This window comes from Campylobacter sp. US25a (assembly GCF_004379075.1).
Taxonomy (GTDB): domain Bacteria; phylum Campylobacterota; class Campylobacteria; order Campylobacterales; family Campylobacteraceae; genus Campylobacter_D; species Campylobacter_D jejuni.
The window spans coordinates 226,973-242,484 of the sequence record NZ_RYYM01000001.1 but is presented as its reverse complement, the minus strand read 5'-3'; the positions used below and the strand labels follow the sequence as shown (position 1 = coordinate 242,484).

19 protein-coding genes and 1 pseudogene are annotated in these 15,512 nt (G+C 29.9%); 11 read left to right on the top strand and 9 right to left on the bottom strand.

Annotated elements, in window-relative coordinates:
- Positions 1–66 precede the first annotated feature (66 nt).
- Genes pgsA through ELQ12_RS01250 form a run of 3 tightly spaced genes read left to right on the top strand, consistent with a single transcriptional unit; the run spans position 67 to position 2,559 of the window.
- Positions 67–603: a CDP-diacylglycerol--glycerol-3-phosphate 3-phosphatidyltransferase gene (gene pgsA, locus ELQ12_RS01260; RefSeq protein ID WP_002871789.1), complete on the top strand. Its 537-nt coding sequence runs from the start codon at positions 67–69 to the stop codon at positions 601–603.
- Complete coding sequence (gene rseP, locus ELQ12_RS01255; protein ID WP_053872670.1) at positions 600–1,706, top strand: RIP metalloprotease RseP; 1,107 nt, start codon at positions 600–602, stop codon at positions 1,704–1,706. The genes pgsA and rseP overlap by 4 nt, the downstream gene beginning before the upstream one ends.
- The gene (locus tag ELQ12_RS01250) at positions 1,699–2,559 is read left to right on the top strand and encodes a VirK family antimicrobial peptide resistance protein (RefSeq protein ID WP_002882614.1); all 861 of its coding nucleotides are present in this window, start codon (positions 1,699–1,701) and stop codon (positions 2,557–2,559) included. Before rseP ends, ELQ12_RS01250 begins: the two co-directional genes overlap by 8 nt.
- Here ELQ12_RS01250 and ELQ12_RS01245 read toward each other — a convergent pair.
- Together ELQ12_RS01245 and ELQ12_RS01240 are read right to left on the bottom strand one after the other, a co-directional pair.
- Positions 2,552–3,553 carry a TIM barrel protein gene (locus ELQ12_RS01245; protein WP_053872671.1) on the bottom strand — a complete coding sequence of 334 codons (1,002 nt, stop codon included), beginning with the start codon at positions 3,551–3,553 and terminating at the stop codon, positions 2,552–2,554. The genes ELQ12_RS01250 and ELQ12_RS01245 overlap by 8 nt on opposite strands.
- Positions 3,550–4,823, bottom strand: a pseudogene (locus tag ELQ12_RS01240) (MFS transporter). Before ELQ12_RS01240 ends, ELQ12_RS01245 begins: the two are co-directional and overlap by 4 nt.
- A 216-nt stretch (positions 4,824–5,039) precedes the next feature.
- Here ELQ12_RS01240 and rpsF point away from each other — a divergent pair.
- Genes rpsF through rpsR form a run of 3 tightly spaced genes read left to right on the top strand, consistent with a single transcriptional unit; the run spans position 5,040 to position 6,245 of the window.
- The gene (gene rpsF, locus ELQ12_RS01235) at positions 5,040–5,417 is read left to right on the top strand and encodes a 30S ribosomal protein S6 (protein WP_053872673.1); all 378 of its coding nucleotides are present in this window, start codon (positions 5,040–5,042) and stop codon (positions 5,415–5,417) included.
- An 8-nt stretch (positions 5,418–5,425) separates the two neighbouring features.
- Positions 5,426–5,974, top strand: a complete 549-nt coding sequence (locus ELQ12_RS01230) for a single-stranded DNA-binding protein (RefSeq protein ID WP_134264516.1) — start codon at positions 5,426–5,428, stop codon at positions 5,972–5,974.
- 10 nt (positions 5,975–5,984) lie between these two features.
- Positions 5,985–6,245: a 30S ribosomal protein S18 gene (rpsR, locus tag ELQ12_RS01225; protein ID WP_002853032.1), complete on the top strand. Its 261-nt coding sequence runs from the start codon at positions 5,985–5,987 to the stop codon at positions 6,243–6,245.
- Between the two features lie 60 nt (positions 6,246–6,305).
- Here rpsR and lon read toward each other — a convergent pair whose 3' ends face one another.
- Positions 6,306–8,681, bottom strand: a complete 2,376-nt coding sequence (gene lon, locus ELQ12_RS01220) for an endopeptidase La (RefSeq protein WP_070261224.1) — start codon at positions 8,679–8,681, stop codon at positions 6,306–6,308.
- 16 nt (positions 8,682–8,697) lie between these two features.
- Entirely contained in the window at positions 8,698–9,345 is a 648-nt protein-coding gene (locus ELQ12_RS01215; RefSeq protein ID WP_002870545.1) for an outer membrane protein assembly factor BamD, read from the bottom strand.
- A gap of 160 nt (positions 9,346–9,505) precedes the next feature.
- On the opposite strand from ELQ12_RS01215, the gene fliW reads away from it, so the two are divergent.
- Genes fliW through ELQ12_RS01190 form a run of 5 tightly spaced genes read left to right on the top strand, consistent with a single transcriptional unit; the run spans position 9,506 to position 12,033 of the window.
- Positions 9,506–9,895: a flagellar assembly protein FliW gene (gene fliW, locus ELQ12_RS01210; protein WP_002852982.1), complete on the top strand. Its 390-nt coding sequence runs from the start codon at positions 9,506–9,508 to the stop codon at positions 9,893–9,895.
- Positions 9,895–10,626 carry a pyrroline-5-carboxylate reductase gene (locus ELQ12_RS01205; protein WP_002870544.1) on the top strand — a complete coding sequence of 244 codons (732 nt, stop codon included), beginning with the start codon at positions 9,895–9,897 and terminating at the stop codon, positions 10,624–10,626. Before fliW ends, ELQ12_RS01205 begins: the two co-directional genes overlap by 1 nt.
- A complete protein-coding gene (locus tag ELQ12_RS01200) occupies positions 10,623–10,925 on the top strand; it encodes a transformation system protein (protein ID WP_002855822.1) in 303 nt (100 codons plus the stop codon). Before ELQ12_RS01205 ends, ELQ12_RS01200 begins: the two co-directional genes overlap by 4 nt.
- Positions 10,922–11,584 (top strand): hypothetical protein, encoded by a 663-nt coding sequence (locus tag ELQ12_RS01195; RefSeq protein ID WP_070242927.1) that lies wholly within the window; start codon positions 10,922–10,924, stop codon positions 11,582–11,584. The genes ELQ12_RS01200 and ELQ12_RS01195 overlap by 4 nt, the downstream gene beginning before the upstream one ends.
- Positions 11,581–12,033, top strand: coding sequence for a hypothetical protein (locus tag ELQ12_RS01190; protein WP_002870542.1), 453 nt, complete (start codon positions 11,581–11,583; stop codon positions 12,031–12,033). The genes ELQ12_RS01195 and ELQ12_RS01190 overlap by 4 nt, the downstream gene beginning before the upstream one ends.
- Here the strand turns inward: ELQ12_RS01190 and ELQ12_RS01185 are convergent.
- Genes ELQ12_RS01185 through ELQ12_RS01165 form a run of 5 tightly spaced genes read right to left on the bottom strand, consistent with a single transcriptional unit; the run spans position 12,030 to position 15,512 of the window.
- A complete protein-coding gene (locus ELQ12_RS01185) occupies positions 12,030–12,659 on the bottom strand; it encodes a uroporphyrinogen-III synthase (protein ID WP_002870540.1) in 630 nt (209 codons plus the stop codon). The two genes, ELQ12_RS01190 and ELQ12_RS01185, sit on opposite strands and share 4 nt — an antisense overlap.
- Positions 12,637–13,269, bottom strand: a complete 633-nt coding sequence (gene thiE, locus ELQ12_RS01180; protein WP_052949318.1) for a thiamine phosphate synthase — start codon at positions 13,267–13,269, stop codon at positions 12,637–12,639. Before thiE ends, ELQ12_RS01185 begins: the two co-directional genes overlap by 23 nt.
- The gene (gene thiD / locus ELQ12_RS01175; protein WP_002870538.1) at positions 13,259–14,071 is read right to left on the bottom strand and encodes a bifunctional hydroxymethylpyrimidine kinase/phosphomethylpyrimidine kinase; all 813 of its coding nucleotides are present in this window, start codon (positions 14,069–14,071) and stop codon (positions 13,259–13,261) included. The genes thiE and thiD overlap by 11 nt, the downstream gene beginning before the upstream one ends.
- Positions 14,068–14,754 carry an endonuclease III domain-containing protein gene (locus tag ELQ12_RS01170; RefSeq protein WP_070261225.1) on the bottom strand — a complete coding sequence of 229 codons (687 nt, stop codon included), beginning with the start codon at positions 14,752–14,754 and terminating at the stop codon, positions 14,068–14,070. Before ELQ12_RS01170 ends, thiD begins: the two co-directional genes overlap by 4 nt.
- Positions 14,751–15,512, bottom strand: coding sequence for an ATP-binding protein (locus tag ELQ12_RS01165; RefSeq protein ID WP_070261226.1), 762 nt, complete (start codon positions 15,510–15,512; stop codon positions 14,751–14,753). The genes ELQ12_RS01170 and ELQ12_RS01165 overlap by 4 nt, the downstream gene beginning before the upstream one ends.

Below are 15,512 nucleotides of genomic sequence, written 5' to 3'. Positions count from 1 at the left end.
TAAGTCTTTGCTTAAATTTTATACAATTTTGATTATAATTTTACATTTAATTTCACAAGGCTTGTTATGAATTTACCCAATATCTTGGCGATTTTTAGAATGGTTTTAGCGCCTTTATTATTTTTTTTACTAATTCATAAATTTGAAAACATTCATCAAAGTTGGATTAACTATTTTGCTGCTTTAACTTTTTCATTAGCAGCTTTAAGTGATTTTTTTGACGGATACATCGCAAGAACTTGGAAACAAACTACAAAACTGGGCGGAATCTTAGATCCATTAGCTGATAAAATGCTTGTTTTAGCAGCTTTTTTAGGGCTTTTACTCACAGGAAAAGCTAATGAATGGGTAATTTATATTATATTAGTAAGGGAATTTTTTATCACGGGTTTTAGAGTTGTAATGATCAGTGAAAATTTAAATGTCAATGCTTCTTTTGCAGGCAAACTTAAAACCGCTTTTCAAATGACTGCGATAGGATTTTTAATCATGGAGTGGATAGGCGGAGAAATTCTACTTTACATAGCTTTGATTTTAACTCTTTATTCTGGATTTGAATACATCTATACTTATACAAAAGCTCAAAAAAAAGGAGAAAAATGAGATCTTTATTGTTTTTAATTATTATTTTGATTTTAGGAATTAAATTTTATTCTATTGAATTTTTAGCAACTGTTTTAGTCATCTCATTTTTAATCTTCTTTCACGAATTAGGACATTTTTTAGCTGCAAGATCTTTGGGTGTAAAAGTTGAAGTCTTTAGCATAGGATTTGGAAAAAGTCTTATAGAACGTGAATTTAAAGGCACAAACTATCGCTTAAGCACTTTACCACTTGGAGGATATGTTAAACTTAAAGGACAAGATGATATGCGTCCTGGTTTTGAAAATCTAGACAAAGATAGCTATAGCATTTTAAGCCCCTTAAAAAAGATTTATATTCTTTTTGCTGGACCATTTTTCAACCTGATTTTAGCTTTTTTTCTTTATATTATCATAGGAAATTTAGGTCTAAACAAACTTGCTCCACAAATAGGAAACATAGCGCCAAACTCTGCTGCACAAGACATAGGACTTCAAAAAAATGATACTATCTTAGAAATCAACGGTGTAAAAATTCAAAGCTTTGATGAAATTTCAAAACATTTAAGTTTAGAGCCTTTGAAAATATTAACCAATAGAGAAGGAAAAAATTTAGAATTTATTTTAACTCCAAAAATAGGACAAGGATATAATGACTTTGGGCAAATTATTGAAAAACCTCAACTTGGAATCAGTCCAAATGGTACAAGCACTCTTGTAAAACATCAAGGTTTAGAAAGTTTTAAATATGCCGCACAAGAAAGTTTTCAAGCTTCTACACTCATCATCAAGGGTATAGTAAAACTCATAAGTGGTGAAGTTGAAGCAAAAAATTTAGGTGGTATTATTACCATGACTGAAATTACCTCAAAGGCTGCACAAAATAGCTTTACTTTACTTTTATTTATCACTGCTTTAATTTCTATAAATTTAGGCATTTTAAATCTTTTGCCTATTCCTATGCTTGATGGAGGACATATACTTTTTAATATTTATGAAATGATTTTTAGACGCAAGGTTCCACAGCGTGCTTTTGAATATCTAAGTTATGCAGGCATGGCAATACTTTTAAGCTTGATGCTCTTTGCAACTTATAACGATATATCAAGGATTGCAGGTGAATAAAAAATTTTCCTACCCTATTCCAAATTTTACTGATAGAAGAAAAAGTATCATCTTTTGGCGCTATTTACGTTTTCAAGCAAGAAAAATTCTATATTTTCCTCAAGTAAGGCTTCTAGAAAAAACGCTTAATGAGGAAAAAAATAAACATTTAAAAGACTTTTTCTCTCAAAGACCCTATGCTTGCTACAATGCTATAAGAAGATTTTGCGATAAAAGTTTTAAAGCAAATGAACGCGTTAAAACACTTATTTATGATGTTGATAAGGGACTTACTTGTTTTAAATTTCTTCCCGAAGAACAAATGATTTTTTCTTTTGATGAAGATTTTGAGCTTTTTTTAGGATATAATCATAATGTTTACGAAGAAGGTTTTTGGGCTTTTTCTTTAAAATTTAAAAAATACACTATTTCACAATGTAATTTTTGCTTTACTTTAGAAAATAATCTTCTACTTTCTTGCATACAAGGATATAAATACAAAGATTTTAATATTTTAGAAATTAATAAAATTTTAACTAAAAAATGTCATGGTTTGCGCCCTGTTGCTTTGCTTATAGAATGCTCTAAGATGCTTTGTGAAATTTTAAAACTTCAAGCTACTTTAGGTGTACATGAAAAAAATCAAATCCGTTCTCAAAAAGGAAAAGAAAAAGGCTATTTTGTAGATTATCAAAAAATTTGGCTAGAAAATGGTGGAGAATTGATAAAAATCGATAAACACAAATACTACAAGCTCCACCACTCGCAAAAAAACCTAGAAGAAATCCCTTCACAAAAACGCTCCATGTATAAAAAACGTTTTGCCATGCTTGAAAATATTAAACAAAATTTATTCCAAATTTTATCTAAATAATACTTTTTAAATATTCTACACTTTTCTCGCAACCTTTTTTTTGAAGTTTTAAAAGCCTCTCTAAGCATTCTTGAGATACTTCTTGAGGATAATAATACTGCATAGCTTTTAAATCTTCAAACAAAGATTTTTCTATCTTAAAAGCCCCTTTACCTAATTCTTTAACCCCGCCTGTTCCTTTTTCTCTTTTAAAAGTCGCACAATAAGGATAACATTGCTCTACATTAATACGGTCAAGTCCTTCTTTTTTAAGAATTTCTACACAAGTTTTAATGTCTAAATTTCCTTCTCCCAAAGGAACGCCGCAAACATATTCTACACCCTCTTCAATGAAAACTATATGATCTTTACAATGCGTGCTAAAAGTATATTTAGCCATGTCTTTGCAAGCTTTTATAGGATCTTCATAGGCCATCATAGAATTTCCAAAATCATATAAAAATCCTATTTTAGGATGACTGATCAATTTCAACAAATCAAGCAAATCCTCTGAAGTTTGATACTCATGATTTTCTATAGCAAGTTTTAAATCATATTTTTCCAAAATCGGTATCAAAGCTTTTATTTCATCCTTTGTAGCTAAAAAATCTTCTTTATCGAATCTAGTAGTAATTTTAGAATCATCATAAGCCCCATCGCTAGCATGTTTAACTTTTTTATTTTTATCGGTTAAGGGCACATAAGAGCGTATAATTTTAGCACCTAAAATAGAAGCTACTTTAGCAATTTTTTCAAATTTATCTTTATTAAAACCCTTAGAGTCAATCTCACAATACATATTGTATTCATCCAATTTGGCTTTAATTTTTTTAAGATGATTTTCGTCATCGCTTCCTAAGCATCCCCATTCTTCATCCAAACCAAAATCTTTAATGATATTTATAATCACACCCTCACAGCCCAAATTTTTAGCAAAATCGATATAAGAAAATATATCCATCCTACCATTTTGAAACCATAAATGCATGCTTTCAGTTTCTAAACCTATTTTCATGATACCACTCCTTTTAATGCTTTTTTTCTAGCTATCATCTTAAGCAAAATCGTAGTTACAATCACACCACAAATAGCAAAAATCCCCATTAACGCAAAAACAATTTGATAGCCTAATAAACCTTTAAAACGATCGATCATAAAACCATAAAGTGCAAAACAAAAAAGTTGTGGAGAATAACCAAAAATACAAGCTATACTCATAGCAGCTCCGCTAATTTCTCTAGGTACTTCTATCTCATCCACAGGTGCAAAAAATGTCGCACGCATAGTAAAAACAAGAGCGGCAAAACCTAAGGTTAAACTCATACCAAAATAAATATTTAATTTCTCATGAGGCATAAAAACAAAAATTAATATGGCCAAGGCTCCTAAAATCAAAGCAAAACGCAAATATCTTGTTGAAGATTTAAAGGTTTTATCTGCTAAATATCCCCCAATTGGCCCACCTACTAATTTTAAAGTGTATTGATTGATAATACCATAAGCACCGACCAAAGCCACAGGCATACCATAAATATCTTTTAAAAATGGAATAAAATAAGTCAAACCACAATACACAGAATAAATAGTAAAAATGGTCAAAGATACCACCCAAATTTCAGGAGTTTTAATCGCTTTGATAACTCCATTCCAAGCGACTTTGTTTTTACTGATTTCATTTCCTTGCTCATCTTGGGTATTAATTTTGTCATCTTCAAGTAGAAAATATGCCAAAATACCTGCTATAATCACACAAGCGCTATAAAATAATATAGCAGCCTTAAGTCCACCTGCGCCAGACCCTAAAAGTAAAAAAATTCCCAAAGCACTAAAAGCAACTATAGTATCTATAACACCACGTCCTGCTTCTAAAAATCCAAAAAGTCTTCCTTGTTGAGTAGAATCTCCAAGCAAGCGAATGGCTTTAAGCAAAACAGGCCAATACACAACTTCTCCAAATAAAGAAAGCAAACCCCAAGCTATTAAAATTCCATAAAAAGAAGGAAAAGTAGAAATATAAATTCCAACCAAACCCACACAAACCAATGAAAAAGGAATGAGTATTTTTTTAGAAAATCTATCTGCTATATAAATAGATGCAAAATTTCCTACCGTTTGCACTATGCCATAAACTGAGAGCGCGAGTCCAATTTGTGTATTGCTAAGATTCATAAATTCTTGCATAGGCACATAAAAGGCATCTTTTAAAGAGGAAAGTTTAAAAACAGTTCCTCCGCCAATAACTAAAACATAAAAGTAAACCAACGAATAGGTTTCGTACTATTCATATCCACCCTCCTTTTTTAACAATTCGCAACTTAAATTAATTATATCACGGATTAAGATAAAAGGTTAAAATTTCACCTTTAAATTATAAACAGTAATTACAAAAAGTTACAACACTTATTGAAGTATAAATTAAGTATATTTTGATATAATTTAATCTTGCTTTATGCAAAATCCTTGCTCATGAAAATGGGCTTTAATATCCATAAGGAGAAAAGATGAAACATTATGAGGTTTTATTTATCTTAAAACCAACACTTACCGAAGAGGAAGTGAATGCGAAGTTGGAATTCGTTAAAGAAGTCCTAACCAAAAATGGTGCAGAAATTGAAACTGTTGTTCCAATGGGCACTAGAAAATTAGCGTATAAAATCAAAAAATACGAAAGAGGAACTTATTTTGTGATTTATTTCAAAGCTCCTACAAATTTGATCGCTGAGCTTGAAAGGGTGTTAAGAATCACTGAAGAAGTAATAAGATTTTTAATCGTAAAATATGAAAGCAAAAAAGAAATTGCAGCTTGGGAAAAACTAAGCCACGGGATTAAGCAATCTAAAAAAGAAATCAAACCTTTAGATGCTCCTGAAATTCAATAAGGAAAAAGATGTTTAACAAAGTTGTTTTGGTTGGAAATCTTACACGTGATATAGAAATGCGTTATGCACAAAGCGGTAGTGCTATTGGAGCTTCCGCTATAGCAGTAACAAGAAGATTTACCACAAATGGAGAAAAAAGAGAAGAAACTTGCTTTATTGATATAAGCTTTTATGGTCGCACCGCAGAAGTTGCAAACCAATACCTTACAAAAGGTTCAAAAGTACTCATAGAAGGACGTTTAAGATTTGAACAATGGAGTGATCAAAATGGACAAAATCGCTCTAAACATAGCATTCAAGTTGAAAATATGGAAATGCTTGGCAATTCCAATGCTCCACAACAAGGTGGAATTGGCAATAATAGCTTTTCAAACAACAATTATAGTGGAAACTATGAAAATCAAAGCTATGATCCTTATATGAGTGAAAATCAAAATTTTAATAAAGCAAAAACAAACCCTGCTCCACAAAGAAACCAAAACCCACAACACGAAGAAAAATTAAAAGAAATTGATATCGATGCTTATGATAGCGATGATACTAATTTACCATTTTAAAGGATAAACTATGGCAGAAAAAAGAAAATACTCTCGCAAATATTGCAAATACACTGAAGCAAAAGTTGAATTTATTGATTATAAAGATACAGCAATGTTAAAACATGCTTTATCTGAAAGATTTAAAATCATGCCACGCCGTTTAACAGGTACAAGCAAAAAATACCAAGAAATGGTAGAAGTTGCAATCAAACGTGCAAGACATGTAGCTCTTATCCCTTATATAGTGGATAGAAAAGAAGTAATCAATAATCCTTTTGAAGGACTATAATCTTTTAAAAGCAAACTTGTAAAAAGTTTGCTTTTATATACATTTATTCTCAAAATAAAATTAAACCAAAGTATATTCTAAAACATCACTAAAAGTATCAACAGCAATGATTTCCATATTGTCTCTAACCTCACTAGGAATATCTTTTAAATCCCTTTCGTAATTTTTTCTTGGGATTAAAGCTATTTTTATATCTGCTTTATAAGCTGCAATTAATTTTTCTTTTAATCCACCTATTGGTAAAACTTTTCCTTTTAAATCTATTTCACCTGTCATTGCAATATCTGCTTTAACCTTTCTATCACTAAAAATAGAAGCAATAGCTGTGCTTATCGTAATGCCTGCACTTGGGCCATCTTTTGGAGTAGCTCCATCTGGCACATGTATATGAATATTATAACTATCATAAACATTAACTTTAGGATCGATAATTATTTTTTTAGGTATTTTTATTTTTCCTTCATCGATTAAAACTTTTATCATGCTAAAAGCAATTCTAGCTGATTCTTTCATTACATCACCCAAACTTCCCGTGAGCGTTAATTCTCCTTTACCTTTAATTTTTACAGCCTCTACTTTTAAAACATCTCCACCTACACTTGTCCAAGCCAAACCATTAACCTGACCTACTTGATTTTCTCCATTATTTTTTTCTATTTCAAAAACTTTTTTATCTAAAAATTCATTCAAATTTTTTGTATTAATAATGACTTTTTTAATATTTTCTAAAAGTAGTTTTTTAGCACTCTTACGACACAACTCTGCCACTTTGCGACGCAAATTTCTAACTCCTGATTCACGAGTATAATCACTAATGATTAACTCTATAGTTTCATCACCAATAGATAATTCATTGGATTTTAAGCCATGTTTTTTAAGCTCATCTGGAATTAAATATTTTTTCATTATATGAAATTTTTCACTTGGAGTATAAGAGCTAAGTTCTATAAATTCCATTCTATCTCTTAAAGGTGCAGGAATATTGCTAATATCATTTGCCGTTGCTATAAAAATGACTTTACTTAAATCAATATTAAAATTTAAATAATAATCCCTAAATTTAGAATTTTGCTCTGGATCTAAAATTTCTAAAAGCACCGCACTTGGATCTCCTCTAAAACTGCGATTTAATTTATCAATTTCATCCAATACAATTACAGGATTAATTTGTTTTGCCTCTATAAGTCCTTGGGTAATACGTCCAGGCATAGCGCCTATATAAGTTCTACGATGACCACGCAGCTCATTAACATCTTCAAGTCCACCTAAGGCTATACGAATAAGCTCTCTTTTTAAAGCTTTTGAAACAGAATTTGCCAGTGAAGTTTTACCCACGCCAGGAGGCCCATAAAGACAAAGTATAACTTTAGCACCATCTTTTTCTGCTATTTTTCTTTTTTCTAAAAGTTCCCTAACTGCAAAATATTCTTCTATGCGTTCTTTTGGTTTATTTAATGCATAATGATCATGGTTGAGCTGTTTTGAAACTTCTTTAATATCAAGTTTTTTCTTAGAAATTTTTTCAAAAGGAATATCTAATGCTGTTTCTATGTAAGTTTGAATCATCGATGCTTCGGAATTATCTTGATGAATGCGTTCGAATTTTTCAATTTGTTTTTTGATTTCTTTATAAGCGTCTTCGTGCATAAATTTCTTCTTTAACTCCAGACGCTTTTGATATTCTCTAACCTCATCTTCTTTTTGTGTATCAGAACCAAGCTCTTTTTGAATTTGTCTTAATTGTTCTTTTAAAAAATATTCTTTATTTACCTTGTCAATACGAGAATGTACTTTGTTTTTAATTTCTTTTTGAATTTTATTGGCTTCTATTTCTTGAGCAATTAAATCTATTAATTTTACTAATTTTTGCTCAAGATCTGTTAAAACAAAAAACTCATAAGCAACTTGTTTTTTAATACGCACAGTATTTAAAATCAAATCACAAATCCTAGATGCATCAAAGCCTTCTTCAATTGTTCTTAAAAGATCCGGAGAAAAATAATGACTAATATTTGCCAAATTTTTTACCTTCTCTTTTAAAACTTCAAGAAGTGCTTCTTTTTTAGTTCCTTCTAAAAAGTCTTCTTTTATAAGTTCTATCTTGGCTTCCAAAGGTTTATTAGAAACTTGCTCTATAATTTTACCCTTAGCATATCCTTGAAAAAGTATTTTCACTCTTCCATCAGGTAAAGGAACTTTTCGCATGATAGTCCCAATCACTCCACAATTATAGATTTCATCAAAATTTCTTCCATTTTCCAACCTTGAAGGTGCAACAAAAAGCATACTATCATTTTTAATCGCAAGATCTAAAGCTTTCATATTGGATGAATCGTTAATAAAAATAGGAGTTATCATAAAAGGATATAAAAATAATTCATCTTCAACCAATACTGGTAAATTTGCTGGATAATTTTGTATCTCTTCAATCTGCATTTATTTTCCTTGTTTATTAAAATCTTTCAAATATACTTCTATACCAAGGAAGCTCAGGTTTGATAATACTTTGCTGATAAAATTCACTTTCTTGAAGTCTTTGTTTATAAATTTGTGCACTTTCATCATGCCCTATGCGCTGGTATAGATTTTCTATAGTACTATTAAGATAAAAAACCGCTAAATTAAATTTTGTAAGCATTGTCTGAACCAAAGGTTCATATTCTGTATAAGGATAATCTTTCAAAAAAGTATCTATTTCTTTTTGGCTTTCAAGCATTAAAGCCTGATTACGATTTGGCACTGCAAATGCATCAAATTTTGCTTTAATTTTAAGATAGCGAATATAATCAGCATTGCGTGAATTTCCAAATTTTTTATTATATTCATCTAAATAAAATTCAGCTAACTTATATTCCTCTTCATCCATATGAGCTTGTGCTAAAATAATTAAAGTAGTTTCCAATAAAGGATCGGCAACGTGCTCACTTGCCATACCATTATAATGATCATCGGCTTTTTCCAAATCCTTGTCCTGCAAATCTTTAATAATTTGCTTATACCACTCACTAGCACTAAGATTGTATAAACCTTCATCATTTTTCGTACTACACGCATTAAAAAAAACCAATAAAAAAACCAATAAAAAAATACCTTTTTTCATACTTCACCTTGATTTATATTCTCAAAAATCTATATTTTAACGATTTTATAATTATGTTCTTCTAAAATTATAATAAAATTAATTAAATAATTTAAAATTTTGGAATGATTATTGCTTATTTTATGTTAAAATATTAAACATTATAACTTGAGGAGAAAACATGACCCTAGCTGTTAAATGCCCTATCTTAGGTTTTGAAGAAACCAAAAATATGGAATTTTCAACTATCGATGAAGTATTTGTAAGACTTAAAAGTCTTGATGGTAAAGACTTTTCTTTTGTTTTAATTAATCCTTATTTAATTAGACCTGATTATGAATTTGATATACCAACTTATTATCAAGAGCTTCTTTCTTTAACACCTGAATCTAATATGAAAATTTTTAATATAGTAGCCATAGCAAAAAGCATTGAAGAATCGACAGTGAATTTTCTAGCTCCAGTAGTCATTAATCTTGATAATAATACTATGGTACAAGTGATACTAGATACAGTTAATTATCCGGACTTTTTTCAAGCTGATCAAATTGCTAATTATATTAAAAAATAATGCTCTATATACTTGCAAATGGAGCTATGGCAACAGCCTTAGCCTATGGATTAAAAGATGATTATGAAATTTGTATAGTAGGAAGAAGTATAGAAAAACTTCAAGCCCTCACCAAAGAAGGCTTTAAAACCTTACTTTACAAAGATTTTAACATAGAAGGTAAAGATGTTATTTTAGCATTTAAACCCTATGCTTTAGAAAATATTGCTCAAATACTAAAAGGACAAGCACGTATCTTAATCTCTGTTTTAGCCAATGTTGATTTTGAAAAACTACAAACCATCAAAGCTCAAAATTATGTTAGAATAATGCCTAATACAGCAGCTAAATACAAGGCTTCAACCACACCATATATACTTAAAAACTCTCATTTTGAAAATGAAATTTTAGACATTTTAAAAACTTTTGGCTCGGCTTATAAATTAGATAATGAAATACAAATGAATGCAGCTATGGCGATTAGCGGCTGCGCTCCTGCTTTTTTAGCACTTATAGCAGAAAGTATTGCTAATGCTGGAGTTTATGAAGGTTTGTCAAAAGAACTTAGTCTCAATCTTACGCGCTCTTTATTTAAAAGCTCTAGTACTTTACTAGAACATGAACATCCAGCTATTATCAAAGAAAATATTTGCTCCCCTGGCGGAGTTACAATAAAAGGCATAAAAATACTCGAACAAAAAGGAATTCGCGGAAGTTTTTTTGAAGCCATAAATGCTAGCAGCGCTAAATGAAAAAGGCTTTCATACTTATAGAAAGTATTAGTGCTATAACGATCATATCTTTAATTTTCATTGGTATTTTTTATTACTATACTCAACTTTACAAAAACTATGAAAATTTAAATATTTTTGAAAGACTCTATAAACTTCAAGAAGAATTATATGAAAAGCCCATTTTTAAAACCATCATACTTCAAACTTCAGCCTTAAAACCTATAGTTTTACAAGAACAGTTTGTTAATGATGGTATATTTCAATTTCAAAAATTATACTTTCAAGATCAAAATTATAGCGTTTATTTTAAAGAATGAGCAAAGCTTTTACACTTTTTGAACTTATAATATCACTAATACTTTTTACTTTTATAACTAGCTTACTTTCAAAACCTTTAATGGATTTTTATCATTTAAATTTCACTGCTTTACATACAAACAATCTTATCACTCAAACACATTTAAACTTGCTTAAAATAGAAAAATTAATACAAAACTGTATTAATATTACATTTTCACAAAATACATTAAAATGTCTTTTAAAAGATGAGTTAATTAGCCTAAAAGATAATAAACTTTATCTTATTAACTCTGCTCTTATTTTAGAAAATAATCATACACTTTATTCACCTCATTCTGATTTTAAAACACAACTCCAAAACAGAAAAGATTTATATAACGACAATGAACATATTGGCTATGCTTATAAAATTAATAAGATTGAAAAAATATCCATCTTGGAAAATGGTATATCTGCAAATTTTACAGGTAGTTTTATTCCTTTGCAAGCTCAATTAGTTATCAAATTGCAAAATGAAGGACTTATATATGAAATAAAGCCAAAATTTAATGAACAATTAAACCAACAAGGATTAATTTCTAAAAACATAAGCTCATTTAACCTGCAAAACAATAAATTAAAAATTTGCCTAAAAAGACAAACAACATTTTGCCTTGAAAAAAGAATTTTACTATGAAAAAAGCTTATGTTTTAATTTGGACAATTTTTTTAATATTACTAATAAGTCTATGGATGAGCTTAACCTTAAACATATCCAGCTACACTCCAAAAATAATCCAAGATAGTTATTACTACCTTCAAGCTCAAATTTTAAGTCATAATGCAACACAATTTTCTAAATATTTTTTATATCAAGCAAAGCAAGAAAATAAAGAATGTTTAGATAATATATATTTTAATTACGCAAAAGCTTTGATTAAAATAAAATATTTTTATCCTATTGCACAATGTGTTAATTTTAAATTTTCCAACTTTAATCCCGATGCAAATTTAAGCAAAGATGGTGTTATTATAGCCCACATTAGCATTGCTTTAAATCGTGATAAAAACGTCAATGATGAAATTTTACTCACAAAAAGCATTATCATTTATCCCAAAGAAAATTTTTGGAATTTAAAAAATTAAACCAAAGTCTTAGCAAGCTTAACACACTCTAAAAGACTTTGATTTTCGCATATATAAAGATTTTTAAAATTTAAAAGCTTCTTTGCTGTGCTTTGTCCTATAACTACAACCTTATCTTCTTCTTTTAAGCTATAAAATTTTAAAAAATTTTCTACACTTAAAGGAGAGGTAAATATAAAAATAGCAGGATGAGTAAGTTTTTTATCACCTTTTTTAAAAACATTTTCATAAACAATCATTTCATCTAAATCCACACCTGCATTTTTAAGATCCAAATTTAAAGTCGAAACAATATTTTTAGCCCTTAAATACAAACATTTTTGCGTTTTTAATTCCTCTTTAAATTCAAGAAAAAGATCTTTTCCGTAAGCCTTTGATGGAATTTTAATCTTTTTAAAACCTAAATTTTTAGCGTATTGAGCTGTACTTTGTCCCACAGCGTATAAATTGAGTTTGAAATTTAAAGTGATTTTTGCATGTTGCAAAGCTTTTAAAGCATTTTTTGAGGTGCAGATTAAAGCATCATATAAACTCAAATCCACACTAAAATCATAAAAAACAATCTCATTTAAAATAAGATTTTCCACCCCTTCAAAAGGAGTTTCATTTAAGAGGTAAATTTTCATAGATTTTACACTTTAGATCTTTAGCTGCCAAAAAAGCATCTTTAGCATCCATAATCGCCCTAACCACAGCCACACCGCTTAAATTTATACCCTTTAACTCAACAAGTGCTTCTTTATCAATCCCTCCTATAGCTACAACCCCTATAGGACTTTTATCACAAATTTGACTTAAAAGCTCAAGACTTAAAAGCGAACTTTCTTTAGTAGGTGTTGCCTTAATAGCTCCACAACCTAGATAATTTGCTCCCTGTATAAACTCAAGTTGTTCTAGCTTTTTAAGGCTTAAGCCTATGATTTTTTCATCTCCTAAAAGCTTTCTAGCTAGTTTTACTTCTAAATCTTCCTGCCCTAAATGCACCCCATCAGCATCTAAGGCTAAAGCTATGTCCACTCTATCGTTAATCAAAAAAGGTATTTTATAGGCCTTGCAAAGTTTTTGTACCTTTAAACCTAGTTTATAAAATTCTCTTGCATTAAGCTCTTTTTCACGAAGTTGTATGATACTCACTCCGCCTTTTATAGCATTTTCTAAAGTATTTAAAAAACACTCCTCGCTTTTATTTCCCTGAGAGGCAACTAGATAAAGACTAAGATCTAATTTATTTTTCATCTAAAAACTTGAAAAAATGATTTGTAGGACCACAACCTTTTCCAAGATTGAGTGAATAATAAATCGCATTTCTTACATATTCTTTAGCTTCACTAACGGCATGAAATAAATCCTTGCCTTTAGCTAAATTACTAGCAATAGCCGAAGAAAGCGTACAACCTGTACCATGAGTATTTTTAGTTTCTATGCGTTCGCCTTTTAAAATATAAATTTCTTTTCCATCATAAAGCACATCATTGGCATTTTCTTCACTATGTCCGCCTTTAAGTAAAACTGCCTTAGCCCCCAAGCTACATAAATGCTTAGCTGCCTTTATCATCTGCTCTTCATTAGTGATCTTAAAACCACATAAAAACTCTGCTTCAGGAATATTAGGCGTAAGAATGTCTGCAAATTTTACTATGGTTTGCTTGAAAAAATCACAATTTTCTTGCGGCATTAAAGCATAACCATTTTTAGCAAACATTACAGGATCGATCACTATGTTTTGAGGTTTAAACTCGCTTAAATTTTTAGCTACACAGCTCATTAATTCACAAGAACCTATCATTCCAATTTTAGTTGCCTTTGGCGCTATATCTTCAAACACGGCAAGCATTTGTTCGTCCACGCTTTGAGTAGGTATATCGTGTACAGAAATCACCCTTGCGGTATTTTCAGCTACCACACTTAAAACCACACTCATACCAAAAAGATTGTGCGCACTAAAGGTTTTAAGATCGGCTTGTATCCCTGCTCCACCACTACAATCACTCCCTGCTATAGTTAAAACAGGTATAAGTTCGCTTCCTTTTGCTTTCATAAATCTTCCTTTAAAATTTTGATCCATTCTTCACCCTTAGAGCTTAATTTTTGTCCTTTAAAACTCTGTTTTGCAAAAGCTACGATCAAAGCATGAAAAATTTGATAAAGTTCGTAAAGTTCGCATTTTCTCCCTAAAATTTTACACAAATTTTCTTGCTCACTTTCTATACCACTTTGAAAAAATTCTCTTAATTCTTCATAATTTTCAAACTCATAGCCTAAGTGAAAAGCCAAACGCAAACTATAATTATCTACAACCAAAATCTCTCTTTTACAAAGATAATTTAAAATACCATCAACACTTTCAAAACCCAAACCTTTGATATTTAAAAGCCACTCTCTGCTTACATTTGTTTTAAAATTTTCTAAATTTTCATAAGTGTTTGTGATACTTTCTACTAAGCCTTTTAAACGCTTGGCTTTGGTATTATAAAATCCGCTAGGCTTAATTAAAGTTGCAAGTTCTAAATTGGATAAAGCATTGATTTGTTCTAAGCTTGCAATATTTTCTTTTTTTAAATTTTCTAAAGCTTTTAAGACATTTTTCCAATTTGTATTTTGAGTTAAAATCACAGAAATTAAAAGCTCAAATTCACTCAATCCTTGATTTTCAAGCCAATCAAAATCATGATAATTTAAATCCAAATTTAAAAGCTTGGTAAAAATTTGCGCTCCAGTCATTTAAAATTCTCCTTAAAAGCCAAATAAAATTGCTTTGCAGTACGACCACTTCTACTTGCTCTTAGAGTAGCAAATTCTTTAGCTTTAGTGTGTAAAAGCTCTTTATCACAAGAATAATCTTTAAAATAAAAATCTATCATCTTTAAATACTCTTCTAAATTTCCCTGATAAAAACTTAACCACAAACCAAATCTATCGCTCAAGCTTAATCTTTCTTCAGCAGCCTCGCTTAAATGAAGTTCTGTATGTGCAATTTGCGTATCAAGATTATCAATAATGCTTTCACTTAATAAATGCCTACGATTTGAACTTGCATAAATAATTATATTATTTGGGGCTTTTTCTATGCTTCCCTCAAGTAAAGGTTTTAAAAATTTATAACTATCATCTCCCTTCTCAAAAGAAAAATCATCACAAAAAAGTATGAATTTAAAATTTTCTAATCTGATTTCATCGATGATATCTGCTAAGGCAAATAAATCTTCTTTATTTAATTCGACAAGTCTTAAGCCCTGTTCTTTAAATTCATTAAATGTAGCTTTAATTAAGCTTGATTTTCCAGTGCCCTTAGATCCCCATAAAAGTGCGTGATTTGCTCCCTTATTTTGAATGAAATTTAAAGTATTTTCATAAAGTGCTTTTTTTTGACTTTCCATACCTACTAAATCTTTTAAAGTGATAGGATCGATTTCAAAAATAGGCTTTAAATAGTCTTTTCTTGCTCTATAAATTGCTGCATAAGTTTTATTCCAATCCAT

Bases quoted from the DNA above. Each gene is read 5' to 3' on its own strand.
- pgsA (WP_002871789.1), top strand. From the start codon at position 67: ATGAATTTACCCAATATCTTGGCGATTTTTAGAATGGTTTTAGCGCCT.
- rseP (WP_053872670.1), top strand. From the start codon at position 600: ATGAGATCTTTATTGTTTTTAATTATTATTTTGATTTTAGGAATTAAA.
- ELQ12_RS01245 (WP_053872671.1), bottom strand. From the start codon at position 3,553: ATGAAAATAGGTTTAGAAACTGAAAGCATGCATTTATGGTTTCAAAAT.
- rpsF (WP_053872673.1), top strand. From the start codon at position 5,040: ATGAAACATTATGAGGTTTTATTTATCTTAAAACCAACACTTACCGAA.
- ELQ12_RS01230 (WP_134264516.1), top strand. From the start codon at position 5,426: ATGTTTAACAAAGTTGTTTTGGTTGGAAATCTTACACGTGATATAGAA.
- rpsR (WP_002853032.1), top strand. From the start codon at position 5,985: ATGGCAGAAAAAAGAAAATACTCTCGCAAATATTGCAAATACACTGAA.
- lon (WP_070261224.1), bottom strand. From the start codon at position 8,681: ATGCAGATTGAAGAGATACAAAATTATCCAGCAAATTTACCAGTATTG.
- ELQ12_RS01215 (WP_002870545.1), bottom strand. From the start codon at position 9,345: ATGAAAAAAGGTATTTTTTTATTGGTTTTTTTATTGGTTTTTTTTAAT.
- fliW (WP_002852982.1), top strand. From the start codon at position 9,506: ATGACCCTAGCTGTTAAATGCCCTATCTTAGGTTTTGAAGAAACCAAA.
- ELQ12_RS01205 (WP_002870544.1), top strand. From the start codon at position 9,895: ATGCTCTATATACTTGCAAATGGAGCTATGGCAACAGCCTTAGCCTAT.
- ELQ12_RS01200 (WP_002855822.1), top strand. From the start codon at position 10,623: ATGAAAAAGGCTTTCATACTTATAGAAAGTATTAGTGCTATAACGATC.
- ELQ12_RS01195 (WP_070242927.1), top strand. From the start codon at position 10,922: ATGAGCAAAGCTTTTACACTTTTTGAACTTATAATATCACTAATACTT.
- ELQ12_RS01190 (WP_002870542.1), top strand. From the start codon at position 11,581: ATGAAAAAAGCTTATGTTTTAATTTGGACAATTTTTTTAATATTACTA.
- ELQ12_RS01185 (WP_002870540.1), bottom strand. From the start codon at position 12,659: ATGAAAATTTACCTCTTAAATGAAACTCCTTTTGAAGGGGTGGAAAAT.
- thiE (WP_052949318.1), bottom strand. From the start codon at position 13,269: ATGAAAAATAAATTAGATCTTAGTCTTTATCTAGTTGCCTCTCAGGGA.
- thiD (WP_002870538.1), bottom strand. From the start codon at position 14,071: ATGAAAGCAAAAGGAAGCGAACTTATACCTGTTTTAACTATAGCAGGG.
- ELQ12_RS01170 (WP_070261225.1), bottom strand. From the start codon at position 14,754: ATGACTGGAGCGCAAATTTTTACCAAGCTTTTAAATTTGGATTTAAAT.
- ELQ12_RS01165 (WP_070261226.1), bottom strand. From the start codon at position 15,512: ATGGATTGGAATAAAACTTATGCAGCAATTTATAGAGCAAGAAAAGAC.